This window comes from Streptomyces iranensis, from assembly GCF_017874715.1.
Lineage (GTDB): Bacteria > Actinomycetota > Actinomycetes > Streptomycetales > Streptomycetaceae > Streptomyces > Streptomyces iranensis.
In genome coordinates this window covers 327,857-353,229 of record NZ_JAGGLR010000003.1, presented here as the reverse complement: position 1 = coordinate 353,229, position 25,373 = coordinate 327,857, and the positions used below count along the sequence as shown (strand labels likewise).

21 protein-coding genes are annotated in these 25,373 nt (G+C 70.8%); 14 read left to right on the top strand and 7 right to left on the bottom strand.

Going from position 1 to position 25,373, the window contains the following annotated elements:
• Window positions 1-136: 136 nt before the first annotated feature.
• The 5 genes from J2Z30_RS07515 to J2Z30_RS07495 form a co-directional block, all read right to left on the bottom strand.
• A complete protein-coding gene (locus J2Z30_RS07515; protein WP_044579861.1) occupies window positions 137-1,477 on the bottom strand; it encodes an MFS transporter in 1,341 nt (446 codons plus the stop codon).
• Between the two features lie 38 nt (window positions 1,478-1,515).
• Window positions 1,516-2,466, bottom strand: coding sequence for a catechol 2,3-dioxygenase (locus J2Z30_RS07510; RefSeq protein WP_044579858.1), 951 nt, complete (start codon window positions 2,464-2,466; stop codon window positions 1,516-1,518).
• 93 nt (window positions 2,467-2,559) lie between these two features.
• Window positions 2,560-3,621, bottom strand: coding sequence for a 4-oxalomesaconate tautomerase (locus J2Z30_RS07505; protein ID WP_044579857.1), 1,062 nt, complete (start codon window positions 3,619-3,621; stop codon window positions 2,560-2,562).
• Window positions 3,618-4,379, bottom strand: coding sequence for a 4-carboxy-4-hydroxy-2-oxoadipate aldolase/oxaloacetate decarboxylase (locus tag J2Z30_RS07500; RefSeq protein WP_044579855.1), 762 nt, complete (start codon window positions 4,377-4,379; stop codon window positions 3,618-3,620). The genes J2Z30_RS07505 and J2Z30_RS07500 overlap by 4 nt, the downstream gene beginning before the upstream one ends.
• A 57-nt stretch (window positions 4,380-4,436) precedes the next feature.
• Window positions 4,437-5,087: a GntR family transcriptional regulator gene (locus tag J2Z30_RS07495; RefSeq protein WP_044579852.1), complete on the bottom strand. Its 651-nt coding sequence runs from the start codon at window positions 5,085-5,087 to the stop codon at window positions 4,437-4,439.
• A gap of 203 nt (window positions 5,088-5,290) precedes the next feature.
• On the opposite strand from J2Z30_RS07495, the gene J2Z30_RS07490 reads away from it, so the two are divergent.
• The gene (locus J2Z30_RS07490; RefSeq protein ID WP_107073427.1) at window positions 5,291-7,846 is read left to right on the top strand and encodes a polysaccharide lyase family 8 super-sandwich domain-containing protein; all 2,556 of its coding nucleotides are present in this window, start codon (window positions 5,291-5,293) and stop codon (window positions 7,844-7,846) included.
• Here J2Z30_RS07490 and J2Z30_RS07485 read toward each other — a convergent pair.
• Complete coding sequence (locus J2Z30_RS07485) at window positions 7,827-9,437, bottom strand: APC family permease (protein WP_044579849.1); 1,611 nt, start codon at window positions 9,435-9,437, stop codon at window positions 7,827-7,829. The two genes, J2Z30_RS07490 and J2Z30_RS07485, sit on opposite strands and share 20 nt — an antisense overlap.
• 172 nt (window positions 9,438-9,609) lie before the next feature.
• Here J2Z30_RS07485 and J2Z30_RS07480 point away from each other — a divergent pair, with 172 nt between their 5' ends.
• The 4 genes from J2Z30_RS07480 (at window position 9,610) to J2Z30_RS07465 (ending at window position 12,842) form a co-directional block, all read left to right on the top strand.
• Window positions 9,610-10,473 carry a polysaccharide deacetylase family protein gene (locus J2Z30_RS07480; RefSeq protein ID WP_044579847.1) on the top strand — a complete coding sequence of 288 codons (864 nt, stop codon included), beginning with the start codon at window positions 9,610-9,612 and terminating at the stop codon, window positions 10,471-10,473.
• A gap of 75 nt (window positions 10,474-10,548) precedes the next feature.
• Window positions 10,549-11,085, top strand: a complete 537-nt coding sequence (locus tag J2Z30_RS07475; RefSeq protein WP_044579844.1) for a DoxX family protein — start codon at window positions 10,549-10,551, stop codon at window positions 11,083-11,085.
• 166 nt (window positions 11,086-11,251) lie between these two features.
• On the top strand, window positions 11,252-12,313 hold the full coding sequence (locus J2Z30_RS07470; RefSeq protein ID WP_044579842.1) for an alpha/beta fold hydrolase: 1,062 nt from the start codon (window positions 11,252-11,254) through the stop codon (window positions 12,311-12,313).
• Window positions 12,314-12,371: 58 nt separating this feature from the next.
• A complete protein-coding gene (locus J2Z30_RS07465) occupies window positions 12,372-12,842 on the top strand; it encodes a hypothetical protein (protein WP_044579839.1) in 471 nt (156 codons plus the stop codon).
• 89 nt (window positions 12,843-12,931) lie between these two features.
• On the opposite strand, the gene J2Z30_RS07460 is transcribed toward J2Z30_RS07465, so the two are convergent.
• Complete coding sequence (locus J2Z30_RS07460) at window positions 12,932-13,699, bottom strand: NPP1 family protein (protein WP_044579837.1); 768 nt, start codon at window positions 13,697-13,699, stop codon at window positions 12,932-12,934.
• A gap of 277 nt (window positions 13,700-13,976) precedes the next feature.
• Here J2Z30_RS07460 and J2Z30_RS07455 point away from each other — a divergent pair, with 277 nt between their 5' ends.
• The 9 genes from J2Z30_RS07455 to J2Z30_RS07415 all read left to right on the top strand — a co-directional run bounded on the left by J2Z30_RS07455 (window position 13,977) and on the right by J2Z30_RS07415 (window position 25,345).
• Complete coding sequence (locus J2Z30_RS07455) at window positions 13,977-15,179, top strand: ROK family transcriptional regulator (protein WP_044579835.1); 1,203 nt, start codon at window positions 13,977-13,979, stop codon at window positions 15,177-15,179.
• Between the two features lie 53 nt (window positions 15,180-15,232).
• Entirely contained in the window at window positions 15,233-16,042 is an 810-nt protein-coding gene (locus J2Z30_RS07450) for an ABC transporter permease (protein ID WP_044579832.1), read from the top strand.
• Window positions 16,039-16,818 carry an ABC transporter ATP-binding protein gene (locus J2Z30_RS07445; protein WP_044579830.1) on the top strand — a complete coding sequence of 260 codons (780 nt, stop codon included), beginning with the start codon at window positions 16,039-16,041 and terminating at the stop codon, window positions 16,816-16,818. The genes J2Z30_RS07450 and J2Z30_RS07445 overlap by 4 nt, the downstream gene beginning before the upstream one ends.
• 64 nt (window positions 16,819-16,882) lie before the next feature.
• Window positions 16,883-17,854, top strand: a complete 972-nt coding sequence (locus tag J2Z30_RS07440) for an aliphatic sulfonate ABC transporter substrate-binding protein (protein ID WP_044579829.1) — start codon at window positions 16,883-16,885, stop codon at window positions 17,852-17,854.
• Window positions 17,851-19,317 (top strand): sulfatase family protein, encoded by a 1,467-nt coding sequence (locus J2Z30_RS07435; protein WP_044579827.1) that lies wholly within the window; start codon window positions 17,851-17,853, stop codon window positions 19,315-19,317. Before J2Z30_RS07440 ends, J2Z30_RS07435 begins: the two co-directional genes overlap by 4 nt.
• A complete protein-coding gene (locus J2Z30_RS07430) occupies window positions 19,318-21,702 on the top strand; it encodes a family 43 glycosylhydrolase (protein ID WP_044579825.1) in 2,385 nt (794 codons plus the stop codon). It abuts the gene before it with no gap.
• Window positions 21,703-21,789: 87 nt separating this feature from the next.
• A complete protein-coding gene (locus tag J2Z30_RS07425; RefSeq protein ID WP_020874028.1) occupies window positions 21,790-22,023 on the top strand; it encodes a hypothetical protein in 234 nt (77 codons plus the stop codon).
• A gap of 122 nt (window positions 22,024-22,145) precedes the next feature.
• The gene (locus tag J2Z30_RS07420) at window positions 22,146-24,041 is read left to right on the top strand and encodes a glycoside hydrolase family 2 protein (RefSeq protein ID WP_044579822.1); all 1,896 of its coding nucleotides are present in this window, start codon (window positions 22,146-22,148) and stop codon (window positions 24,039-24,041) included.
• Window positions 24,038-25,345, top strand: a complete 1,308-nt coding sequence (locus J2Z30_RS07415; protein ID WP_044579820.1) for an extracellular solute-binding protein — start codon at window positions 24,038-24,040, stop codon at window positions 25,343-25,345. Before J2Z30_RS07420 ends, J2Z30_RS07415 begins: the two co-directional genes overlap by 4 nt.
• Window positions 25,346-25,373: the final 28 nt, after the last annotated feature.

Sequence of the window (25,373 nt, the reverse complement as noted above, 5' to 3'; positions counted from 1 at the left end):
GGCTAGAGGGCGAACCTTTGACGGACATGAGGCGTTCCTGTGACCCCGCTGTGCGGCGTGGCAGGGCAGGGGTGGACGTCGGCCAGGGGCGGATACGTCGGCCGAAGACGGAGACGTCAGCCGGTGGTGGGATACGTCAGCCAGTGGTGGACACGGGCTGTGCGGGGCCGCCCCGCGGTGTGCTCCGCACGGTGCGGAGGCCGGTGAGGCCGATCATCGCGGTGGCGAACAGCGCGGTGGCGGCGAACACCGTGAAGCCCCAGTCCTGCGCCTCGTTGGCGACGAGCCGCCCGCCGAGCCAGGGCCCGAAGACGGCGCCGAAGCGGCCCATGCCGGAGGTCCAGCCGACGGCGGTGGCGCGGTTCTCGGCGGTGGAGCGCCCCGCGACGGTCGCGTAGACCATGGTCTGGGCGCTGAAGAGCCACAGACCGGTCAGGAAGACCACGATGTAGGTGAGCGCCAGCGGCATATGGATGCCGAGCAGATAGATACCGACGGCGGTGCAGCCGAACCAGGCCGCCGCGACCCGGGCGGCGCCGAAGCGGTCGGCGATGCGCCCGGCCACCAGCATGCCGGCGATGCCGCCGAGGTTGATGACGATGAGGAAGGCCAGGGCGGAGCCGAGTTCATAGCCCTGACCGCGCATCATGGTCGGCAGCCAGGTGCTGACGCCGTAGACGAGGAGCAGCCCGCCGAAGGAGGCGCACCAGAACAGCAGGGTCTTCCTCCACTGGCCATCGCGGAACAGCGCGAACAGGGCGTGGCGGCGGTCGGGCGACGTCGCGGTGGCCGGTTCGCCGGCGGGCAGTTCGACCCCGTACCGGTCGGCGAGTCGGCGGGCATCGTCGGTACGGTCGCGGGCGAGGAGGAAGCCGAGGGACTCGGGGAGGTACATCGCCACCAGCGGCACGGCGATGACCAGCGGCGCCAACCCGACCCAGAAGGCGGAGCGCCAGCCGAACGGCTCCACCAGCCACAGGCCCAGTAACGCCGCCAGAATGCCGCCCGCCTGATGGGCGGTCATCAACAGCCCGATCATGAGGTTGCCTCGGCCGCGCGGCGCGTATTCGGCGACCAGGGTGATGGTGGTGGGCAGCAGACCGCCCAGGCCGAGCCCGGCGACGAACCGGGCGACGCCGAAGACCCCGAGGTCGGGGGCCATGGCGCACACGGCGGACGCCAGGGAGAACACCGTCGTACAGCCGATGATCACCTTCTTGCGTCCGATCCGGTCGGTGACGGTGCCCGCCGACAAGGCGCCCAGCAGCATGCCGAAGGTGGCACAGCTGCCGAGGTCACCGGCCCGGCCGGGGCTCAGCCCGAGGTCGGGGTCGTCGAGCATGCCGGGCAGCACGGCACCGTAGATGAACAGGTCGAGGCCGTCGAAGAGGACGACCGTCCAGCACAGCGCGACCACGAGGACCGCGAGTGCCGTGCCGCGCGAACCGGCGGCGCGAGGGGTGGGTATGGAGGACATGGCATTCCTCTCGTCCTGGAGGCGCGTCCTGTGAGCGGTCAGTCGATCGGCGGGGTGCCGTGAGTGTGGAAGGACTCGATGGTCTTCAGACCCCACGCCTGGCCCTTGGCGCGCTCGGCCTGGGTCCAGGTGATCAGGGGCCAGTCGGGGGCCAGGACCAGGCGGGTGAGCGGGTTGCACAGTTCGACGCGGTTGCCGCCCGGCTCGTAGACGTAGAGGAAGAACGTCTGCTGGATGGCGTGCTTATGGGGGCCGGTCTCGATGTGCACGCCGTTGTCCAGGCAGAGGTCGGCGGCGCGCAGGATGTCCTCGCGGGTGTCGGTGGCGAACGCGATGTGGTGCAGCCGGCCGCGCGAGCCCGACCAGTCCTCGGTGTAGACGATGTCGTAGGACTTGTTGGTGAACGTCAGCCACTGGGCGGCCGGCCGGCCGGTGTCGAGGACGATCTGCTCGGTGGGGCGGGCGCCGAGCACCTCACGGGTGAAGGCGGCGTTGGGCGCGACGTCGGAGGCGAGGAAGTTGACGTGGTCCAGGCGGCGCACACCGACGCCGTGGGCGGGCTTGGCCTGGGGCTGGTTCTTCAGCCCCGGGGCCAGCTCGGGCGGTGCCTCGTACCACTCGGACTCCCAGTACAGGGCGAGTTCATGGCCGTCCGGGTCGCTGGTGACATAGAGCGGGCCGATACCGGGCTCGTCCTCGGCCCAGCGCCCGGGGAGCCCGGCGGCCCCGGCCTCCTTCACCCGGCGGTGGAGGGCTTCCTCGCTCGTCGCGCGCAGGGCGGTGCGGCGGATGCCCGAGGTGGAGTGTGCGGTGAGGGTCAGGCTGTGGTGTTCGTAGTCGTCCCAGGTCCGCAGGTGGACCGAGTCGCCGGAGCGGCCGTTCTCGGTCAGCCCGAGGATGGTGGTGAAGAACCACAGACTGCGGTCGGGGTCGGGGGTGAGCAGTTCGACATGCCCGAGGTGGGCGATGTCCCCGAGCGGCGGGGTCATCGGCAACTCCTTGAGTCGAGTGGGCGGGGAGAAGGCATGGTGGTGCCGTAGCGGGAGAAGAGGGGTGGTGCGGGAGCGGAACGGGGCGTCGGATCAGGCCGGGCGGGGAAAGACCGTGCCGTCGAAGATCTTCCGTGCGGTGCGTACGACGGCCGTTCCTCGCGCCATCGGAGTGGCGCCGCCGTCCACGGACGTGTCGATGTCCAGGAAGCCGGTGGGGTGTTCGACGCGCAGCCGCTCCCCCGTCGCCGGGAGCCGGGCCACGTCCTCGCCGACGTTTCCCGCGACGCACAGCCCGGCGGCGACACTGGCGGCTCCCAGGACGCCGATCGCCGTATGGCAGCGGACCGGGATGAAGGTGCGGGTCATCACGGTGCCACCGTGCGCGGGCGGGGCCAGCAGGCTGAGCTTGGGCACGGTCGTGGCACTCACATCACCCAGGCCCATCAACCGGCCCGCCTCCCGCCGGATCTCCTGGAGCCGGGCGCCGAGCGCGGCGTTCGCCTCCAGTTCCTCGGGGTCCTCATAGCCGGTGACGCCCAGGGCGGACGCGGCGATGAGCACGGTCGGCATGCCGTTGTCCACGCAGGTCACCGCCGTGCCGTCGATGAGGTCGCGGGCGTGGCCGGTGGGCAGCAGCGGGCCGCTGCCCTGCTCGAAGCCGATCACGATCGGGGCGGCGGAGCCCGGGACACCCGCGATCTCTGCCGAACCGGTGTAGTCGACGCGCCCGTCCGGGGTGGGAACCGTCACGGTGGCGTGGTCACCGCTGTTGACCATCCTGATCCGTACCGGTGTCCGCCCGTCCCGGGCGGCGATCAGGCCCCGTTCCACGGCGAAGGGGCCGACCCCGGCCAGGAGATTGCCGCAGTTCTGGCGGTCGGAGACCTCGGCCTTGTCCACGCCGAGCTGAAGGAACAGATAGTCGACATCGGCGTCCGGGTCCTGGGCGGCGGAGACCACGGCCACCTTGCTGGTGAGGGGGTGCGCTCCGCCGAGGCCGTCGATCTGCCGTGGGTCGGGGCTGCCCATGATCCGCAGCAGCAGATCGTCCCGGGCGCCGGGGCCGGACGGCAGGTCCTCCGCGAGGAAGTAGGCGCCCTTGGAGGTGCCGCCGCGCATCAGCATGCAGCGCACGCCCTCCGGCCCGCTCATGAGACGGCCCCACCACGGATGTCCTCGGCATACTCGGCGTACGGCTGGTACCGCACCCCGAGCCGGGCCAGGGTCTCCCGCAACCCATAGCGGTCCAGGCCCAGTTGGCCCTCGGCGAAGGCGGCCCGGGTCGCCTCCTCCTTCGCGGCGCGCGCCTCGGCCGCCTCGACGGCCGTGGCGGCCGACTGGCGCGGTACGCACATCACCCCGTCGTCGTCGGCGAGGATCACATCGCCGGGACGTATGCACTGCCCGCCCACCACCACGGGCACGTTGACGGATCCGGCCGTGGCCTTGACGGTGCCCTGGGCGCACACCGCGGCCGACCACGCGGGGAAGCCCATCGCGCGCAGCTCGGCGGTGTCACGCACCCCGGCGTCGATGACCAGACCGCGGACACCGCGGTGGTGGAGCGCGGTGGCGAAGAGCTCGCCGAACATGCCGTCCGTGGACGGCGATGTGGTGGCGACGACCAGGATGTCGCCCTCGGCACACTGCTCGACCGCGGCGTGGATCATCAGGTTGTCGCCGGGCCGGCACAGCGCCGTGACCGCGGTGCCCGCGATGCGCACGTCCTGCTGGACGGGGCGCAGCCCGGGGCCGAGGCATCCGGTACGGCCCATGGCCTCGTGCACCGTGGCCACGCCGTACCCCCGCAGGGCCTCCACATGCCTGGCCTCGGCGCGTGGCGGGTCGGTGACGATCACACCGTTCGGCCGTGCGGCGGCGGGCGTGTCACCCGCGCTACCGTGCGTCATCGCTGATATCTCCTTGCTGGACAGGTCGGTGACCCACCCCGCGGCGCGAGCCCCGCGTCATTCGCCCAACGCGTCGATCACACTGGCGAGGTGGGCACGGACGGCCGCTTCGGCCGCCTGTGGGTCCCTGGCCCTGATCGCCTCGATCACGGCCAGGTGTTCACCCAGGGACCGCTGGGCACGCCCCGGCCGCAGCGCGAGCTGGAAGCGATGGCGCACCAGCTGTGCGTTGAGCCGTTCCAGCAGCTCCACCGCCACCTGCTGACCGGAGAACTCCCGGATGCGGGCGTGCAGTTGGTGGTTGAGGTCGGAGTAGGTCAGCGGTTCGCCGTCGGCGACCGCCTTGGACATCGCCGTGCCCAGATCGGCCAGCTCGGTCAGCTGCTCCTCGCTCGCCTCGACGGCCGCCTTGGCGGCGCACAGCCCTTCCAGGACCATGCGGCATTCCGTAATGGCCACAGCTTCCTCCACGCTCACCACCCGCACCCGTGAGCCACGGTTGCGGATCCGCTCGACCAGACCCTCGGAGGCCAGGTCGATCAGCGCCGCGCGAATGCTCGCCCGGGTCACACCGAATTGCTCGGCGAGTTCGTTCTCCACCAGCCGCTGGGCCGGTGCCATCTCCCCGCGCGAAATCGCCTGCCTCAGCTGCTCCAACGCATGCTGCTTGGCCTGCTCTCCGGTGCCTGGACGCGCTTCCTCCGGCATCGTGCCCTCCCTGAGTGAGTGCCTGTCGAAGGTAAATCTAGGCCAACAAGATTGTCAACGATTTCGTTGTCCATATTGGCGACAGGAACTGGCCCGCGCACCCCTGATTCGGCCCCGTTCCGGCCCCGTGACAGGGGAAGCCGGGGTTGCTTCAATGGTCCGGCGGTTCCCCATCGGACCCCGTAGACCGCTGGAGCGTGCCCGTGCCTCTCTCGCGTCGTGCTCTCGTCTCCACGCTTCCGGCGGCCGCACTGGCAGCCATGGCCCTCCCGCTGCGCGCACGGGCCGCGGGAGCCGTGGCCGGTGAAGCGACCGGGGCCGCTCACACCCGGCTGATCGACAACACCGTGGCCGTCTTCGCCGGGACGCGGGAGACCAACGCCCGACCCGAGGTACGCGCCAAACTCGCCTCCATCGCCGCGACCGCCCGCTCCCGGCTCACCGCGATGGACCGCGCCGGTCAGGGCGAGCTCTTCCAGGGCCTCGCCCTGGGCACCAGCGATCCCAACCTGGTCACCTCGTTCCAGTACCTCTACGAGATCGCCCTCGCCACCCGTACACCGGACGGCGGCACACCGTCCGGACTCCACGGCGACACCGATGTCCAGCGGCGCGTCATCGACGGCCTGATATGGCTCCACGAGCACTACTACGGCGACCAGTCGAAGGGCTACTACGGCAACTGGTTCACCTGGGAGATCGGCATCTCCACCCACGTCAGCAAGATGCTGGCACTGCTCACGGACGAACTCGCCGCCTACCGGCCCGATCTCGCCGCCACCTACGTGGCCTCGATGGACGCGTATCTGCGCAACGGCAAGGACGGCGACGTCGACCTCGACTCACGCTTCCACACCGGCGCCAACCTCGCCGACATCACCACCAACCGCGTCCTCCAGGGCGCCGTCCTCGGCGACGAGGCCCGGATCACCAAGGCCATCGCCGACCAGCTGACCATCCTGGCCACCATCGACCCGTACGAGCTCCGGCACGGGGTGACCGACGGCTTCTACGCCGACGGTTCCTTCATCCAGCACGCGTCCGTGGCCTACACGGGCTCCTACGGCAAGGGCCTGCTCACCCGTGTCGTGCAGACCGTCAAGATGCTCGACGGCACCGGCTACACGACCGACGACCAGCTGGTCCGCGTCACACAGGGATGGGTGGTGGACGGCTTCGCACCGCTGATCTTCGAAGGCTGGCTGATGGAGATCGTCAAGGGGCGCGGGGTGTCCCGGCCGGCCACCGGGTACGCCGACGCGGCCGAGGTGGTGGAGGCCGTGGTGGGCCTCTCCGCCCATGCCACGGACGCCGACGCCACGGCGCTCAAGGGCTATGTGGCGTATCTGCGGCAGACCTCCAAGGCCACGCTCGACCCTTCGGGGTTCGTGTCCCCGGTGAGCGTCGCGGCCTACGCCGACATCCTCGCCGACCCCTCGGTCCCGGCCGGGGACCTCGGACCCGCCCAGCGCCATGTGGCGTTCAACGCGATGGACAGAACCGTCCACCGGCGCCCCGGCTACGCGTTCGCCCTGGCCCGGAGCTCGTCCAGGATCAGCAGATACGAGTACATGAGCGGTGAGAACCTGATGCCCTGGTTCCAGGGGGACGGCGCCCACCATCTGTATCTGTCCGGCCAGGACCAGACCCAGGCGTTCGGCATCGACTACCTCACCGCCGTCCCGCCCCAGCGCCTCGCCGGTGTCACCGCCCCCGTGGAGACGCGCCGCACGATCCCCGAGCTGTACGGCACGCTCTGGTACGACAACCCCGAGCGTGGCTTCACCTCCTCCTCGGAGGCACAGAACACCTATGTCTACTTCCCCCGGAGCACCCACCCGTTCTCCGGTGGCGCCGCCCTGGGGCCGTACGGTGTGGCGGGGCTGGTCCAGTCCGACGACGTGGCGTACGCCGCGAAGCAGGCGGGCGACCTGCCCGATGACTTCGTGGTGTACCGCAACGCCGACGCCACCAAGTCGTGGTTCCTGTTCGACGACGAGATCGTGGTGCTGGCCGCGGGGGTCGGCGATGCCACCGGCCGCGCGGTGACGACCACCCTCGACACCCGGATCGCCGCGCCCTCGGACACCGTCACCCTCACCGGGCGGCTACGCGGCGGCGCGCCCTGGTCCGGCACCGGCACGGCCTCGCTCGCATGGCTGCGCTACGCCAATGCCACCCGGGCCGCCTCGGTCGGGTATGTCTTCCTCGACGGGCCACCGCCCACCGTCACGCTGGACACCGTCACCCGCAGCCGCCGCGCGGTCCGCCTCGCCAACCCCGACCTCCCGGTGACCAAACAGCTCTTCGCCGTCACGGTCGAGCGGGCGGCGGGTGCGCCGCACACCTCGATGGCGTACGCCCTCGTCCCGAACGCCACCGAGCGCCGACTGGGCGGCTACGCCCGCCGCCCGCTCGCCGTCCTGGCCAACACCACCCGGCTGCAGGCCGTGGCCCACCGGGGCCTGCGGATCACCGCGCTCAACGCCTTCACCCCCGGCACCCACCACGCCGGACGGCTGTCGGTGCGCGGCCCCGGTTCGGTGATCCTGCGGGAGACGCGGGACGGCGGCGTGGCGGTCGCGGTGTCCGATCCGACCACCGAGCGCGACACGGTCTCGCTCGTCATCCGGGGCCGGAGGATGAGGGCCGTGGCGGCGGACGACGGTGTCCGGGTGGGCCGGGTCCCCGGCGGCACCCGGATCGCCGTCACCACCAGGCACGCCTACGGCCGGAGCTTCACGGCGACGCTGCGCTGAGCTGCGAGGTGCGCAGGTGCTGGGCGCCCGAGCGGACCGCCCACAGGAACACGGCGAGCGCGAGGACGCCCACCGTCACGGTGTCGTACGGCGCCGGGAGGCGGCCGGAACCACCGAAGGTGCCCAGCCACGACAGCACGGTCAGCGCGGCGAGGTGGAAGACCAGCCAGGCGCCGTGCCGCAGCTCCTCCCCCAGCGGTGCGCCTCCGTCCTCGCGCCGCTGCAACAGGAACAACACGGCGCCGACCAGCACGAAGGGCAGCGCCAGCCGCAGATCGTGCCAGCCGGACCAGTAGACGAACTCGCTCGCCACCACGAAGCTCACCGGTGCGATCCAGCGCACCCCCGGCACCTGGCCCTCGGCCCGCGCCACTCCCCGCTCACGGTCGTGCGCCCGGAACGCCGCGACGGCCACCGCCGAGGCGGCGTAGATCAGCAGATACATGTCCCCCATCACGCTCACGATGTCCTGCCAGCCGCCGAACGGCAGCATGAAGACGACGATGACCGCGAGGTTGAGCAGCAGCGCCCGCCGTGCCACCCCGGACCAGGGGTGGATGCGCATGAAGAAGCGGGGCAGCAGACCGTTCTTGGCCAGGGCGTACGTATGGCGAGCGTCGATGGCCACGCCCACATAGGCCGATCCGCCCGGTGAGACCACCGCGTCGGCGTAGAGCAGCGTGGCCAGCCAGTGGAGGTTGAGCACCAGGGCGAGCTGCCCGAAGGGCGACTCGAAGTCGACCCCCTTCCAGCCATGGCCCAGCAGCGACTCGGGCACCGTGTAGAGGAACGCCAGCTGGAGCCCGAGGTAGACCAGCACGGCGAGGCCGATGCCGGTGAGCACCGCCGCCGGTACGTTACGGCGCGGATTGCGGGCCTCACCGGAGAAGTCGAGCGGGGCCTGGAAGCCGTTGACGGAGTACACGATGCCGCCGCCGGCGAGCGCGGTCAGGCAGGCCGCATAGCCGTACGGGGCGAAACCGCCGTGGTCGGTGAGGCGCCCGGAGTGGGTGCCGGACAGGAACAGCGCGACGATGGTGAGGATGGGGACGACGACCTTGAACACCGAGATCAGGTTGTTCAGCCGGGCGAATATCCGTACGGCGAACCAGTTGCACGCCGTCAGCACGACACTCAGGGCCACGGCCACCGCGAGGCCCGAGGCGCTCAGCGTGCCGCCGTTGTAGAGCCCCGGCAGATAGTGGGCGGCGTACTGCATGATCGCGCTGATCTCGGCCGCCGTACCGCCCACCGAGAGCAGCACCGACCAGCCGATCATCGTGCCGACCAGCCGTCCGCTGGCGTACAGCGGCCAGCGGACGGTGCCGCCGCCCTCCGGTCGGGTGGCGCCGAGTTCCACCATGACGAGCGCGATCAGGGCACACAGCACACCCGCCGCGATCCAGGACAGCAGGGCGGCGGGGCCGGCGGTCTGGGCGGCGTACAGGGCCGCGAACAGCCACCCGGACCCCAGGATGTTGGAGAACCCGATCGCGGTCAGCGCCCAGAATCCGAGGTCCTTGTGGAGTCGTCGCTCCTCGGCGAGCACCGCCGGCGCGGCGATGGACTCCGGTGGGTGGTTCTGCGGCACGGTGGCTCGTCTCCTCGGTGGTGCTCGAACATGCAAAGGCCCAGCGTGCCATGCGTGCCGAGGGCCTCCGCCGACGCGCCCGGAGCCCGGGGCGAGCCCGTGCGAGGCGATCGACGGAAAAACACACCCCACCGGAGAGGAATCGCCGCATATCGGCCGGGGGCGTGCTCTCATGCTTCAGGTGTCCTCTCCCTCCCGCCGTGCTGTCCTGCGGTCCGCGAGCGGTGCCGTGGCGGCCACGACATGCGGCGTCGGCTGCGGCCATCACGCCGACTCCTCGTCGTCCCGGCCGGCCGGTCCCAGCGAGACGCCCTCCTCCGGCGCGGCCTCGGACCGGGCCACGCCCGCCGGACACGCGCCACGCGGACCGGTGCGCTTCCCCGGGCTGCCACCGCGGATCGCCCACGGGCCGCGCGACGGAAGCGCGGTGGCCCTCACCTTCCACGGCCAGGGCGACGCGGAGCTCGCCCGCTCGCTGCTGTCCGAGGCCGAGCGGGCGGGGGCCCGTGTCACCGTCCTCGCCGTCGGCACCTGGCTGGACGAACGCCCGGAGATGGCCCGGCGGGTCCTGGACGGCGGCCATGAGCTGGGCAACCACACCATGCGGCACCGCGCCGTATGCGCCCTGCCCGCCGACGAGGCGTACGCGGAGATCGATGAGTGCGCCGAGCGGCTGCGCCGCCTCACCGGGACCATCGGCAGCTGGTTCCGGCCGTCGCAGGCCCGGACCGCCACGGACCTCGTGACCCGGCTTGCGGCCCGCGCCGGATACCCGCACGTCCTCTCCTACGACGTGGACTCGCTCGACTTCCAGGACCCGGGCCCGGACGCGGTACGGGACGCGGTCCTCGGCCAGGTCCGCGCCGGTTCCGTGGTCAGTCTGCACTTCGGCCACTCCGGGACCCTGACCGCGCTGCCCGCGGTCCTCGACGGTCTGCGCCGGCGCGGTCTGCGCGCGGTCACCACGACGGAGCTGATGCACTCCGATGGCGCAGCAGCGACGGCGGGGCCCAGGAGGCGTACCGAGACTGGGTGAGACGCCGGGCGGCCATCCGTGGTGTGCCCCTACGGGAGCGGAGGAGACACCATGCCCCGGAGCGGAGGAGACCCCATGCCCCACCGCAAGGACCTCGGGCTGCTCGCGCTGCGCCTCGGCGTGGGCGGGGTGCTGGTCGCGCACGGCGCGCAGAAACTCTTCGGCTGGTGCGGGGGTGACGGCCTGGACCGTACCGCCGAGGTCATGGAGGCGATGGGCTTCCGCCCGGGGCGGGTCAGCGCCGTGGTGGCCGGGCTGGGCGAGGCGGGCGGCGGGCTGCTGCTCGCGCTGGGCTTCGCCACTCCCGCGGCCGGGGCGGCGGCCGCGGGGACGATGGCGGGGGCGGTGTCGGTGAACGCGCCGGCCGGGTTCTTCGCCCAGTCCGGAGGCTATGAGTTCCCGGCCCTGCTGGGTTGCTCGGCGGCGGCGCTCGGGATCTCGGGACCCGGCCGCTACTCCCTCGACCACGTCACCTGCCATGTGCTGGACCGGCCGTGGCTGATCGCGACGGCGTTCACCACGAGCGCGCTGGCGGCGGCCGCGGTGATCAAGCGCAGGATGGCGGTGACCGAGGAGCGTGAGCTCGCCGAGGAGGAGGAGCTCTACGAGTAGAGGCCCATCCGCTCGAGGAGAGACCCATCCCCCGAGGAGGGACCCATCCGCGCCGCCTCGTATCACCTCTCCGGCAGGTGACGCACGGCGTGCGAGGGGCAGCCGCGTGCGCCATGGTGGATGCCAGGGCCGGGGAGCGGTTCGCACTGGTGGAGGGTGGGTGCGGATGTTCAGCAGGCGCAGCTTCTGGAAGATCGTGGGTGCGGGCGCGGTCGGGGCACCGCTCGCCGGCCGGGCCGCCACCGGCTCGGCGGAGGCCACGGGGACGCTTTCGGACCCGGCGGAGCAGGGGATGTCGGCCGCGCGGCCGCACCCGTCCTTCGCCGCCCTGCGGCAGATCAGGGCCGGGGTGCTGAACGTCGGCTACGCCGAGGCCGGTCCGGCCCATGGCCCCGCGGTCGTCCTGCTGCACGGCTGGCCCTATGACATCCACAGCTACGCCGATGTGGCGCCCTTGCTGGCCGCCAAGGGCTATCGGGTGATCGTCCCGTATCTGCGCGGCTACGGCACGACGCGCTTTCTGTCGCCCCGGACACTCCGCGACGGCCAGCAGTCGGTGTTCGCCGTCGATCTCGTCGCCTTGATGGACGCCCTCGGGATCGAGCGGGCGATCCTCGCCGGATTCGACTGGGGCTCGCGAACGGCCGACATCGTCGCGGCGCTGTGGCCGGAGCGCTGCAAGGCCCTGGTCTCGGTGACCGGCTATCTGATCACCAACCGGAAGGCGAACAAGCGGCCGCAGCCACCGAAGGTCGAATGGGCCTGGTGGTATCAGTACTACTTCGCCACCGAGAGGGGTGTACTCGGGCTGGAGAATCCCGACTACCGACGCCAACTGGGGCGGCTCGTCTGGCGGTTCAACTCTCCGACATGGCATTTCGACGACGCCACCTTCGCGCGCACCGCCGCCGCCTTCAGGAATCCGGACTATGTGCGCATCGTGATAGGCAACTATCGCTGGCGGCTGGGGCTCGCGGCGGGCGATCCCCGGTACGACGGTCTGGAGCGGCGCCTGGCCAAGGGTCCCGTCATCGGCGTCCCCACGGTCACGCTGGACGGCGGGCGCGATCCGTTCACCCCGGCCGGGGGCGGTGCCGCGTACCGGGACAAGTTCTCGGGGCCGTACGCCCACCGGACGCTGAAGGGCATCGGCCACAATGTCCCCCAGGAGGCTCCGGAAGCCTTCGCCGATGCCGTGGTCGAGGCCGACCGTCCGCGACGGCGCTGAGCAGCGCGGCCGGGCCACGGGAGGCCATGGAGGGCCAGGTCCGAAGGGGGCGAGGGGGATGGCGGAGTTCGAGGTGGCCACCGGCGCCGCGGAACTCCCCGCCGGGGACGGCCGGGGCCGCGAGGCCGCGGTGCGTACCGCGTTCGAGGGGCTGCTGCAGATCCGCCGGATGATGAACGCCGACACCGCCGCCCCCGAAGGGGTGCCCGCGGAGTGGGAGCGGCGTCAACCGGTGCGGGCCGTGGCCCTGGCGCTGGAGGCGGCCGGGGTTCCGCCGTCGGCCGTCGACGCGGAGGGCCGCCGTACGGCGACCGGATACTGCCTCGGCGCGGCGGAGCGGGCCGGGGTGGTGCGGGTCGAGTGGCTGGGGCCGCCGGGAAGTGGCGCCGGGTACGCGGCGGAGGACGCGCTGCGGAACTGTGCGGCCGTACTGCGGCGGCTGGGCTGGGACGCGCTGGAGTACCGGGGGCCGCGCCGCCACCGCTACCTCGAGGTCGAGCCGCCCCCGGCCGGGCCTCCCCGGCGCTGACCGGGCCGGTGGGCTGCGCCCGGCCCCGGGAGGCGGGGGCTGACGCCATGTCGCCTCCCGGGGCGGTGTCGCTCACGCGTTGGGGTTGCTCACGCGTTGGGATCGAAGGGGATGTCGGACGGCTTGGCCTTCGCGAGGTGGGAGTTGAGCGTGCTGTCCTTGAGGCCGAGGGTGGCGCTGCCGAAGTCGGCCTGGCTCAGCTTGTCGCGCAGCCCGGCGGGGTAGCCGTTCCAGCCGACCAGCGCGGGGTACTGCCAGGTGTGCTGGTGGTTCTCCGGCGGCTCGTCGTTGTTGTTCGCCGGGCGGAAGCAGTGGGTGCTCAGGCCGTCCTTGTGGTACACGACCTTGGGGTGGGTGCCGTCCCAGCGGATCTGGTCCCGGTTGTAGATGTTGAAGTTGCCGTGGGCCGAGGTGGCCACGTACTTGGCCTCGTTGCCCTGCACCCACACCACGACGTGTTCCCAGTCGTGGCGGTGGCCGCCGAGACCGCTCCCGGCCACCGCCTGGTCCTTCTCGAAGTACAGACCGTAGATGATCGCGCACCAGCCGTTGTTGCACTTGGAGCGGGAGTATCCGTTGGTGTTGTCCAGGTCCGAGGAGTCGCGGCACTGGCCGTTGAGGGCGCCGCTCGGGTTGAGCCCGCCCGCGATCGTCCCGTCGGGGCCGATGGCGGGCGTGGGGTAGCAGCCGTCGGTGTCGTAGTCGAACGCCGGCTGGAACGTCTGCTCCGTGCCGTCCGCGTTGGCGGGCAGGCCCTTGGGCGGGTCCGCGAGCGCACTGCCCGGGAAGGCCAGGACCAGCACGATGGCACTGCCGAGGATGGCGGACACTCTGCCGATCCGCGAACTCTTCTTCACTGCGTCCTCCTGAACGACCGCGGCGTGGCACGCCGGGAAGGTGGGGGGTTGGCATGCTCAGGTCAGCATGATCGCATTCCTTGAGCTGCGGCGGGAGATGTCGCCGTGATGAAGAGTCAGCCAAGAGCTATAGCAGGCGTGGTGGGGCGAGATGAAGGAGGGTGGGGCACCGGGCGGGGAAGGTGAGCGCTTCCCCGGCGACCGCGGCTTCCGCCGTGTCCGCGACGCCTGAGCCTTCTTTTATTCCGGGGTGTTGACGAAATAGGCCGGCGTGCGCATGCTGGTCGGCATGCAGCCCCATCAGGACGGCCCCCTGGCCCGGTTGCGACGGGGCCACGAAGACTTGGTACTGGACCTATTGCGCAAACACGGCCCGCTCAGCCGGGCCGAACTGGGGCAGCACAGCGGGCTCTCCCGGACCACCCTCAGCGATATCGTCACCGAGCTGATCGAGAGCGGCGCCGTGGTCGCCACGGCGCCCGGCACGGCCCCGCGCAGGCGGGGGCGGCCGGTGGAGGCGCTGACGCTCAACCCCAGCGCGGGCCAGGCCATCGGCATCGACTTCGCCCGCCGGGCGGTGCATGTCTCCGCGGTCAACGTCGCCCACGAGGTGATCGGTTCGGCCAGTGAACCGCACGACCCGGGGCTGCCCTGGGAGGAGCGGATCACCCTGGCCGAGCGGCTGGTCGGCACGCTCGCCGAAGGTGCCCTGCGGCTGGGCGCGCTGAACGCCATCGGTGTGGGCGTGGTCGGCCCGGTCGAGGGCCCTGACGCGGGGCCCGACGCGGGGCCCGCGCAACCGTGCCCCTCCGCCGATCTGCCCGCCCTGCTGCGCAAGCGCTTCGAGGCGCCTGTACTGGTGGACAACAACACCCGGCTCGCCGCGCTCGCCGAGGCCACCTGGGGCGCCGCGGCGGGCGGTCAGGACGTGCTGTATCTGCGGCTGTCGCACGGTGTGGGCGGCGGGCTGGTGGTGGCCGGCGCCCTGCACCGCGGGGCGTACGGCCTGTCCGGCGAGTTCGGGCATATCGCGGTCGAGTCGGGCGACGGACGATGTTCGTGCGGCGCCACCGGCTGCCTGGAGACGGTGGCCTCGGTGGGCGCCGTGCTCGCCGCCTACCGCCGCGCGGGCGGCCACGCGGACGGCCTGGCCGCGCTCCTCGGGGCGCTGGAGGCCGGCGATCCGGTGGCGCTGCGCACGCTGGAGGTGGCCGGCACCCATATCGGCACCGTGCTGGCGGCGGTGTGCAACGCGATCGGCCCCGGGGTGATCGTGCTCGGTGGCGAACTCGCCGCGGCCGGCCCACCGCTCTTCGAACCGGTCGAACGGGCGCTGCGCGCACACATCATGCCGATCTCACGGGACCGCGTGGACCTGAGGCCGGCGGCGCTCGGCGAGGCCGGCGGCGCCCTGGGCGGTATCGCCCTTGTCCTGTGTGAATCCCCCCTGTTGAGCCATTACCCGGCCCGTCCGGGCTGATCCGGCCCGGTCCCGGGCCGGAGAGGAGGACCCATGTACCCCGCGAGGCGTCCATGACGGTGGTCACCGCTCCCGAGAAGACCCCCACGACACCACAAGCGCCACGCGGCGCACGACGCACCGTCCACCCCCTCGTGTTCAATCTGATCGCCGTCGTCCTGGGCATCGCCCTCTGGGCGCTGACCGCCGCCGCCGGGCTCGCGGACATCCCCGGACCGCTCTCCGTGAGCTCCCGGGCACGGGAACTGCTCTCCGACGGAACCCTCACCGAGGACGCGCTGGCCAGCCTCCAGCGGGTGCTCCTGGGGTTCGCGCTCGGCACCCTGGTCGCCGTGCCCGTGGGCTTCCTGATGGGCTGGTATCCGGTGGCCCGGGGCCTGTTGGAGCCGTACGTCCAGTTCTTCCGTACGATCCCGCCACTCGCGCTGATCCCTCTGGTGATCGTGCTGATGGGCATCGGCGAGGCCCCGAAGATCTTCGTCATCTTCCTGGCGGCGTTCATGTCCTGTGTGGTGGCCGCCTTCCAGGGAGTGACCGGAGTGGACCGGACACTGATCGACGCGGCACGGGTGCTCGGCGCCTCGGACCGGACCGTCTTCCTCAAGGTGGTCATCCCGGCTTCCACGCCGTTCATCCTGGTCGGCATGCGCATCGGACTCGGCGCGGCCTGGGCGACCGTGGTGGCGGCCGAGATGATCGGCGCCCAGAAGGGACTGGGCTTCGAGATGGTCCATGCCCAGACCTACTACGACGTTCCCACGATCTTCGTGGGTCTGATCACCATCGGCGTCATCGGCCTGCTTATGGACCGGCTGTTGCTGCTGGCCGAACGCCGTCTCACCGCATGGCAGGAGCGTCGATGAGCACCAAGATCTCTTTCCGGGACGTGGTCAAGACCTACCCGATGAAGGACTCCACCTTCACCGCCCTCGGCCAGGTCTCCCTGGACATCGGGGACCGGGAGTTCGTCGCGGTCGTCGGCCCGTCCGGCTGCGGCAAGTCCACCCTGCTGTCCATGGCGGCCGGACTGGTGGAGCCCACCTCCGGCACGGTCACGGTGGACGGCACACCCGTCACCCGGCCGGGGCCGGACCGAGGGGTGATCTTCCAGCAGTACGCGCTGTTCCCGTGGCTGACGGTGCGCGGCAATGTCGAGTTCGGGCTGAAGCTGGCACACGTCCCCGCCGCGGAGCGACGGCGGCGCGCCGAACACGCCATCGAGCTGGTCGGCCTCTCCGACTTCGCCGACGCCCTGCCCAAGACCCTCTCCGGGGGGATGAAACAGCGCTGCGCCATCGCCCGTGCCTACGCCGTGGACCCCGAAGTCCTGCTGATGGACGAGCCGTTCGGGGCGCTGGACGCGCTGACCCGGGTGCAGTTGCAGGACCAGCTGCTGGACACCTGGACTCAGGAGCGGCGCACCGTCATGTTCATCACGCATGACGTCGACGAGGCGGTGTATCTGGCCGGCCGGGTGGTCGTGATGGCCGCGAGGCCCGGCCGGATCCACCGGATCATCGATGTGGACCTCCCCTATCCGCGGACCGAGGAGATGCGGCTCTCCCCGGAGTTCGCGCGCATCCGCAACGACGTCTGGACCCACGTCTACCACCAGTCACCGGCCGAATCCGCCGCCTGACCCCCTCTCTCATTGGCACCCTTTACATGCCATTCCGCACCATTTTTGAAGGGACCCACCCGCGATGAGTATGAGTAGACGAGACTTCATATACACACTCTCCGCGACAGGGGCGGCACTGTCGCTCGGCGCATGTTCGGCCGACGGCGGCTCTGCGATCAGATTCGGCTATATCGCCGACTACAACGGCGCGAGCCTGCTGGCGATCGCCGACAAGCAGGGCTTGTGGAAGAAGCATGACCTGACCGTCGAGCCCAAGGTGTTCGTCAACGGTCCGGTCCAGATCCAGGCGCTGGGCACCGGCAATCTGGACTACGGCTACATCGGACCGGGAGCCCTGTGGCAGCCCGCCTCCGGCAAGGCCACCATCGTGGCCATCAATACGCTCGCTTACGCCGACCGGGTCATCGCCAGGCCCGGTATCAACTCGATGCGGGACCTGAAGGGGAAGAAGGTCGGCGTCCCCGAGGGCACATCCGGTGAGATGGTGCTCAATCTCGCACTCCAGCAGGCCGGGATGACCATGAAGGACATCTCGAAGGTGGCGATGGACGCCCCCACCATCGTCTCCGCGTTCGCCTCCGGGCAGATCGACGGCGCCGGGATCTGGTACCCCCTCATCGACACCATCAAGGAGAAGGTGCCGAAGATGAAGGAGGTGGCGAGCACCGAGGACATGCACGACCACATCTTCCCCACCGTGTTCGTCTCCGCCGCCAAGGGGAAGGCGGAGCGTGACCGGAAGGTCATGAAGGTCCTGCAAGAGGCCAACGACTGGCGGGCCGCACATCCCAAGGAGTCCATCGCGCTGACGGCGAAGCTACTCAAGGCCGATGAGGCGAAGGTCGCGGCGGACGCGGCGCATGTGAAGACGATGACGACCGCCGAGCTCGTCGCCAAAACCAAGGACGGCACCGTCGACAAGTGGCTGGACGGCATGAGTGACGTCTTCGTCCGCACCGGGCAGCTGAAGAAGTCGCCCGACCCGTCCACGTTCTACGCCGGTGACCTCTACACAAAGGCAGCCGCCCGATGAACCTGCTGTTCCTGATGACCGATCAGCACCGCGTCGACACCCTCGGCTGTTACGGCAATCCGCATGTGGCCACGCCGAACCTCGACCGGCTGGCGGCCACCGGCACCCGGTTCGACCGTTTCTACACCCCCACCGCCATCTGCACCCCGGCCCGCGCCAGTCTGCTCACCGGGCAGGCGCCCTTTCGCCACCGGCTGCTGGCCAACTACGAGCGGAACGTCGGCTATCTGGAGGATCTGCGCGAGGACGCGTTCACCTTCCCCGGCGCCCTGGCCGAGCGCGACTACCAGCTCGGCCTGGTCGGCAAGTGGCATGTCGGCACCCAGCGCAATGCCGCCTCGTACGGCTTCGACGGGCCCGATCTGCCCGGCTGGCACAACCCCGTGGACCACCCGGACTACGCGGCGTACCTGAAGGAGCGGGACCTGCCGCCGTACCGGATATCCGATCCGATCCGCGGCACCACGCCCAACGGCAATCCGGGCAATCTGCTGGCGGCGCGGCTGCACCAGCCGGTGGAGGCCACCTTCGAGCACTATCTGGCCACCCGCGCCATCGAGCAGCTGGAGCGCTACGCCGCGGACGGGCGGCCGTTCTTCCTGGCCACCCACTTCTTCGGGCCGCATCTGCCGTATCTGCTGCCCGACGCGTACTTCGACCGCTATGACCCCGACCTGGTGGACCTGCCCGCCTCGATCGCCGAGACCTTCGAGGGAAAGCCACCGGTACAGCGCAACTACAGCGCCCACTGGACCTTCGACACCATCCCCATCGAGGTGACCCGCAAGCTGATCGCGGTCTACTGGGGCTATGTCACGCTGATCGACGAGCAGATCGGGCGCATCCTCACCCGGCTCGACGAGCTCGGGCTGGCCGATGACACCTCGGTGTTCTTCACCGCCGACCACGGCGAGTTCACCGGCGCCCACCGGCTGCACGACAAGGGCCCGGCGATGTACGAGGACATCTACCGCATCCCCGGCATCATCCGTATCCCCGGGGAAGCCCCGCAGGTGCGCCAGGAGTTCGTCAGCCTCACCGACTGCACCGCCACCATCCTGGACCTCGCGGGCTGCGACACCTCACCGGCCGTGGACAGCCGAAGCCTGGTGCCGCTGGTGCGGGGTGAGCATCCGCAGTGGCCGGCCGAGTTGCTCGCCGAGTTCCACGGCCACCACTTCCCGTATCCGCAGCGGATGATCCGCGACGAGCGCTACAAGCTCATCGTCAACCCCGAATCGGTCAATGAGCTCTACGATCTGGACACCGACCCCCATGAGCTGACCAACCGCTATGAGCACCCCGAGCTGCTGCCCGTGCGCCGCCGTCTGATGCGCCGCCTGTACGACCTGCTGCGGGAGCGCGGCGACAACTTCTACCACTGGATGACCCCGATGTTCGACATCGGAGATCTGGACTACGACCCGAGCCTGAGCTCCTTCGAACCGCAAGGGACCACGTAGATGAGACGAAGCCGCAGGCCAAGACCTCGGCACAACCCTGGCACTCTCGTCGCCGCGCTGCTGTGCGCGCTGCTGGCCGGGCTGTTGCCCGCGGCCCAGGCGACGGCCGTCCAGCGCCCGGCGGCGGAGCACACCACGACGGCCCACCAGGCACCCACCTACCAGAACCCCCTCACGGCCGGAGTGGTCGACACCTTCCCCGACCCGGTGATGATCCGGGGCAAGGACGGCCTGTGGTACGCGTACGGCACCCAGAACCCGGTGTTCCAGAGCAAGGGCGAGGACGGTGAGCGGATGCTGCCGATCCTCCGCTCGGCCGACCTGGCGCACTGGGAGTACGCCGGGCAGGTCTTCACCCCGGAGACCAAACCCGCCTGGCACAAGGCCGCCCGGCTGTGGGCCCCCGACATCCGCTATGTGAACGGCCACTACAACCTCTACTACTCGGTGTCCTCCGAGAACACCGTCGGAGTGGCGACCGCGCCCACCCCCACCGGCCCCTGGACCGACCGGGGAGCCGTGCTGCCCTCGCCGAGCGGCTGCGCCACCGGCAACATCGACCAGGCCCAGTTCACGGACGAGGGCGGTCAGCCGTATCTGTACTGGGGCAGCTACGACACGATCTGCGTGGCGAAGATGAACGCCGCCCGGACCCGTATCGAGGGCGCGGTGACCGAAGTGGCGCAGGGCCGCCGGATGGAGGGCGGGTTCGTCGTCCGGCGCGGTGGCCACTACTACCTGTTCTACTCCGACGCGGGCTGCTGCGACGGCGCCTACAGCGGCTATCAGGTCAAGGTCGGCCGGGCGACCAGCCCGACCGGGCCCTTCGTGGACGACCAGGGCGTTCCGCTGACGGCCGCCACCAGCAAGGGCGGTGTGGTGCTGACCGCGAACGGCAACGGCTGGATCGGCCCCGGGCACAACGCCCTCCAGACCGATCTCTCCGGCCAGGACTGGCTCGTCTACCACGCCATCTCCTCCGACGACCCGGATCTGAAACCGGCCGCGGGCGGCACGCTGAAGCTGTCCAAGCGGCCGATGCTGATGGACCGGCTGGACTGGATCGACGGCTGGCCGGTGGTACGGGCGGGGGCCGGCGCCTCCCAGGGCGCACAGCGGGCCCCGGTGGCCTCCTGGACCGCGGGCGGCACCTTCAACGACGGCTCGCTGAAGGGGTGGCACGGCGGTGGCGGCTCCGGCACCGACGGCTGGAGCGTCGGGCATGAGCAGGACGCCCGAGGCTTCGTCGCACCGCGCGGGAATCCCACCGGCCCCGCCCATCTGGTCTCGGACCGGTCCGCCCCGGCGGCCCGGCGCGCCGAGGCCGATCTGCGGGTCACCTCGGCCACCGGTGCGGCCGGGCTGCTGGCCGGCTACACCGGCCCGGACGACTTCGTGGTGGCGTGGCTGGACCGGCGGCGCAACGCGCTGGTGACGGACGTGCGGGTCGACGGCCGCAGCCGTGGCACCCGTACGACCCCGCTGCCGCCCGACTTCGCCTGGGACACCTGGCACAACGTGGCGGCGGAGATCCGCGGCACCCGGTTGACCGTGGAGGTGAGCGCGGACCGGCTGCGGGACGCGGTGGCCACCCAGGAACGGTCGCTGCCCGCGGCGGCGGTCCGCTCCGGCAAGGTCGGCGTGGCCGCCCGGGGCGCCGGTACGGCGGCCGACAACGTGGGGGCCGCGGCGCTCCACACACCGGTCACCAGCCGCGTCCCCGAGCAGCTGCCGGGTCCGCCGCTGCCCGCCTACAGCGATGACTTCGACACCGCCACCGTCCCCGGCACCACCGCGGATTCTCCGTGGTCCTGGGTGCGCGGACCGGCGTCCGGGGTCACGATGTCCGATGGCGCCCTGTCCTGGCCCACTCAGAGTGCCGAGCTCCATCTCGGCACCAATACGGCGTCGGTGCTGACCCGGGACGCTCCCAGGGGCGACTACACCGTCGAGACCCGGCTCCGGTTCGCGCCGGGGCGGACCAATCAACAGGCCGGGCTGGTGCTGTACGGGACCGACGACCGCTACTACAAGCTGGTGCACGCGGTGCTGCCGGTGAGCCACGCCGACGGTAAGGCCACACATGTCACCGAGTTCGCGAAGGAGGGCGAGCGTCCCACCACCACACCGCCGACCCCGGTGGCCTACGGGCCGATGTTCGGCGGCCCGCCCGCGGACACGCTGTGGATGCGGCTGTCGTACCACGCCGACACCGCACGGGACGAGACCGAGGTGCGCGCCGCCACCAGCACGGACGGTGTGCGCTGGGTCCACACCGGCGTCTGGACCCTGCCGACGTCAAGCAGGCTCAGGATCGGCCTGATCGCGCAGAACACCGCGGGCGCGGTCGCGCGGTTCGACTATCTGCACACCTATCGCGGCTGACGTGCCGAGTGGGCCCCCGTCCTATGCTGATCACCGTTGTTGACGCGAGACGGGGGCCACTTCGGTGGCCGGAAAAGGTGAGAGAGCGTGGCCAAGCCTGTACGTGCGGCTGTCGGGGACGTGTGGATCACATGTGTGTTCTGCAAGGGCGATCTCTTCCGGGATCGCGAGGTGAAGCTCAACAGCACCGGCATGGAGCTGTTCAAGTTCGGCTGGGCCAACGAATCGGCCACCGGGTTGATCTGCTGGAACTGCGGCTATGTACACCTTTTCGCCAACAAGGACGTCGAGCTGTACAAGGTGAGGAAGGGCGAGATCTAGCCAGGCCCACCGGCGGCCGTCCGAGGTCATGGCAAAAGTTGCTGCGCGGGATCTTTACATCGATGTAAACGGGTGATGGCATACCTCTGCCCGGTCGAATCCCCCGCCCTCCCGGAGATCCCATGGCTCATTCGGACATCACCTCGCCCGAAGTGTCGAACGACGTTCCACGACCCGAATATCCCCGGCCCAGCTTCGTCCGTGAGGACTGGCTCAATCTCAACGGCGCCTGGCAGTTCGCCTTCGACCCCGGCGACAGCGGGCTCGAGCGCGGCCTGGTGCACCAGGAGCTGGACGGACGGATCCTGGTCCCGTTCTGCCCCGAGTCCGAGCTGTCGGGGATCGGGGACACCGACTTCCACCCCGCGGTCTGGTACCGGCGCACGGTCCGGATACCGGCGGGCTGGGCCGGCCGGCGGGTGCTGCTGCACTTCGGGGCCGTCGACCACGACGCCACCGTGTGGGCCGACGGCCGCGAAGTGGCCCGGCACAGCGGCGGCTTCACCTCCTTCACCGCCGACCTCGGCGTGGTGGCGGGCACGGCCGGCGGCGACGCCGAGGTGGTGATCGTCGTACGGGCCCGGGACGCCCGCCACGGCACTCAGGCGCGCGGCAAGCAGGCCACCGACTACGCCAACAGCGACTGCCACTACACCCGCACCACCGGCATCTGGCAGACGGTGTGGGCGGAGCCGGTGCCCGAGGTCCATCTGCGCAGGCCGCGGATCACCCCCGACCTCGCGTCCGGGGCCTTCCACCTCGAACTGCCGCTCAGCGCCAACCGGCCGGGCCACCGGATCACGGCCCGGGTGAGCGACGCGGACGGCCGGACGGTGGCCGAGGCGAGCGTACGGGCCGACCTGGATCTGGCGCCCCGTATGGTGCTCGCGCTGCCCGAGGACCGGCGCCGCCCGTGGTCTCCGGAGGACCCCCATCTGTACCGGGTGCGGATCGAGCTGCTGGACGGCGGCGGCGCGGCCGTGGACCGCGCCGAGTGCACCGCCGGGCTGCGGTCGGTGGCCATCGACGGCAAGCGGCTGCTGCTCAACGGCCGCCCGGTCTTCCAGCGGCTCGTCCTGGACCAGGGCTGGTACCCGGACGGGCTGATGACCGCGCCCGACGACGCCGCCCTCGTCCGGGACATCGAGCTGTCACTGGCCGCGGGGTTCAACGGGGCGCGGTTGCACCAGAAGGTGTTCGAGGAGCGCTTCCTGCACCACGCGGACCGGCTCGGCTATCTCGTCTGGGGCGAGTTCGGCGACTGGGGAGCCAGTACCGGGCGCACCACGGGGGATAACCAGCAGCCCACCGCCGGATTCATCGCGCAGTGGCTGGAGGCCGTGGAGCGGGACTACTCGCATCCGTCGATCGTGGGCTGGTGCCCGCTCAACGAGACGCACCAGGAACTCCACGACCGGCAGACCGTCCTGGACGACGTCACCCGGGGCATGTTCCTGGCCACGAAGGCCGCCGACACCTCCCGTCCGGTCCTGGACGCCTCCGGCTACTCCCACCGCGTGGCCGAGACCGATGTGTACGACTCGCACAGCTATGAACAGGACCCGGAGGCGTTCCGCCGCCAGATGGCGGGGCTGGACAAGGACGACCCGTATCTCAACCCCGACCACCGGGGGAACCCCGGACGGAAGGACACCGACGCGGTGTGGTCGCTGCCGTACCGCGGCCAGCCCTACTTCTGCAGCGAGTTCGGCGGCATCTGGTGGAACCCGGAGGAGGCGGATGCCGCGGCCGGTGACGACCGCGAGGTGTCCTGGGGGTACGGGCAGCGGCCGCGGACCGAGGAGGAGTTCCAGACCCGCTTCGCGGGGCTGACCGGGGCGCTGCTCGACGACCCCCTGATGTTCGGCTACTGCTACACCCAGCTCACCGATGTGTTCCAGGAGCAGAACGGCGTCTACCGCTTCGACCGGAGCCCCAAGCTGGACGTGGAGCGGCTGCGCGCGGCGCAGCAGCGCCCCGCCGCCTTCGAGCGCCCGGCCGGTGAGGAGGGGCGATGAGCGGCCTGTCACGGCGTGGTCTGCTGAGAGGCGCGGTGTACGGGGCGGGGGCCGCCGTGTCGGCGTCCGCGCTCAGCGGCTGCGGTTCGATCGCCGGGAGCGTGCGGAGCGCCGACGAGATCGAGTACTGGACCCTGTTCACCGGCCCCGACGGCGAACTGATGAAGACCATGACGCGGAACGTGGAGAAGCGCGTCCCGGGTCTCAAGGTCAGGACGACGGTGCTGGACTGGGGCCCGCCGTACTACACCAAGCTGGCGATGGCCTCGGCCGGTGGCCGTTCGCCGGATGTGGCGATCATGCACCTGACCCGGCTGGCGGGCTATGCCCCGGGCGGTCTGCTCGACCCGTGGGACATGGATCTGCTGGCCGAGTTCGGCCTGAAGCAGGACGACCTCAACAAGACGCTCGTCAAGCGGAGTCTGTACCAGGGCGACCCGTACGCCATTCCGCTGGACACCCATCCCTTCGTGGTCTTCTTCGACCGGGACGTCATGGACAAGGCGGGGCTCCTCACGGGCGACGGGCGGCTGGTGCCCTTCGAATCGCCCAAGCACGCCCTGGAGCTGATGGACAAGCTCCGCCGGTCCGGCGGCAAGCTGGGGCCCGTCTTCGGCCACGCCAACGACGCGGCGATGGGCTGGCGGATGTTCTGGACGCTGTTCAGCCAGACCGGCGCCACCTTCGACCTCACGGGCGAACGGGCCGAGATCGACGAGGACACCGCCGTCGAGGTGGTGCGTTTCATGGCCGACCTGGCGCGCGACAGCCGCACCATGGACGTCTCGACGGCGATCGCCGCCTTCGCCAACGGCCGGTCGCCGATGATCTTCTCGGGTGAGTGGGACATGGCCACCTACAAGGCGACCTTGAAGGACCGGCTGGGCGGCTCCCCCATTCCCACCTTCTACGACCGTCCGGCCGGGGCCTCGGACAGCCACGCCCTGGTGCTGCCGCACCAGGACAACCCGGATCCGGAGCACCGGCGGCGCACCCACCAATTCGTGGCCGAACTGGTCCGGTCCGGGCTGACCTGGGCCTCGGCGGGTCATATCCCCGCGTACACACCGGCCGTCTCATCCGCGGCGTACGCCAAGCTGCGTCCGCAGTCGGAGTACGCGGACGCCGCCAAGCAGCTCGTGCTCGACCCGCCGGTGTGGTTCGCGGGCTCCGGCTCGGACTTCCAGACCCGGATGTGCCAGGCGCTCGATCCCGCGCTCGGCGGCTCGTCGTCCGCGCAGAGCGCGGTGCGCACGATGGTCTCCCAGATCAACACCCTGCTGGCCCAGCCGAATCCGGCCTGATCGCGACGGAGTCGCAATGGAAAGGAGC

Bases quoted from the DNA above. Each gene is read 5' to 3' on its own strand.
- J2Z30_RS07515 (WP_044579861.1), bottom strand. From the start codon at position 1,477: ATGTCCTCCATACCCACCCCTCGCGCCGCCGGTTCGCGCGGCACGGCA.
- J2Z30_RS07510 (WP_044579858.1), bottom strand. From the start codon at position 2,466: ATGACCCCGCCGCTCGGGGACATCGCCCACCTCGGGCATGTCGAACTG.
- J2Z30_RS07505 (WP_044579857.1), bottom strand. From the start codon at position 3,621: ATGAGCGGGCCGGAGGGCGTGCGCTGCATGCTGATGCGCGGCGGCACC.
- J2Z30_RS07500 (WP_044579855.1), bottom strand. From the start codon at position 4,379: ATGACGCACGGTAGCGCGGGTGACACGCCCGCCGCCGCACGGCCGAAC.
- J2Z30_RS07495 (WP_044579852.1), bottom strand. From the start codon at position 5,087: ATGCCGGAGGAAGCGCGTCCAGGCACCGGAGAGCAGGCCAAGCAGCAT.
- J2Z30_RS07480 (WP_044579847.1), top strand. From the start codon at position 9,610: ATGCTTCAGGTGTCCTCTCCCTCCCGCCGTGCTGTCCTGCGGTCCGCG.
- J2Z30_RS07475 (WP_044579844.1), top strand. From the start codon at position 10,549: ATGCCCCACCGCAAGGACCTCGGGCTGCTCGCGCTGCGCCTCGGCGTG.
- J2Z30_RS07470 (WP_044579842.1), top strand. From the start codon at position 11,252: ATGTTCAGCAGGCGCAGCTTCTGGAAGATCGTGGGTGCGGGCGCGGTC.
- J2Z30_RS07465 (WP_044579839.1), top strand. From the start codon at position 12,372: ATGGCGGAGTTCGAGGTGGCCACCGGCGCCGCGGAACTCCCCGCCGGG.
- J2Z30_RS07455 (WP_044579835.1), top strand. From the start codon at position 13,977: ATGCTGGTCGGCATGCAGCCCCATCAGGACGGCCCCCTGGCCCGGTTG.
- J2Z30_RS07450 (WP_044579832.1), top strand. From the start codon at position 15,233: ATGACGGTGGTCACCGCTCCCGAGAAGACCCCCACGACACCACAAGCG.
- J2Z30_RS07445 (WP_044579830.1), top strand. From the start codon at position 16,039: ATGAGCACCAAGATCTCTTTCCGGGACGTGGTCAAGACCTACCCGATG.
- J2Z30_RS07440 (WP_044579829.1), top strand. From the start codon at position 16,883: ATGAGTATGAGTAGACGAGACTTCATATACACACTCTCCGCGACAGGG.
- J2Z30_RS07435 (WP_044579827.1), top strand. From the start codon at position 17,851: ATGAACCTGCTGTTCCTGATGACCGATCAGCACCGCGTCGACACCCTC.
- J2Z30_RS07430 (WP_044579825.1), top strand. From the start codon at position 19,318: ATGAGACGAAGCCGCAGGCCAAGACCTCGGCACAACCCTGGCACTCTC.
- J2Z30_RS07420 (WP_044579822.1), top strand. From the start codon at position 22,146: ATGGCTCATTCGGACATCACCTCGCCCGAAGTGTCGAACGACGTTCCA.
- J2Z30_RS07415 (WP_044579820.1), top strand. From the start codon at position 24,038: ATGAGCGGCCTGTCACGGCGTGGTCTGCTGAGAGGCGCGGTGTACGGG.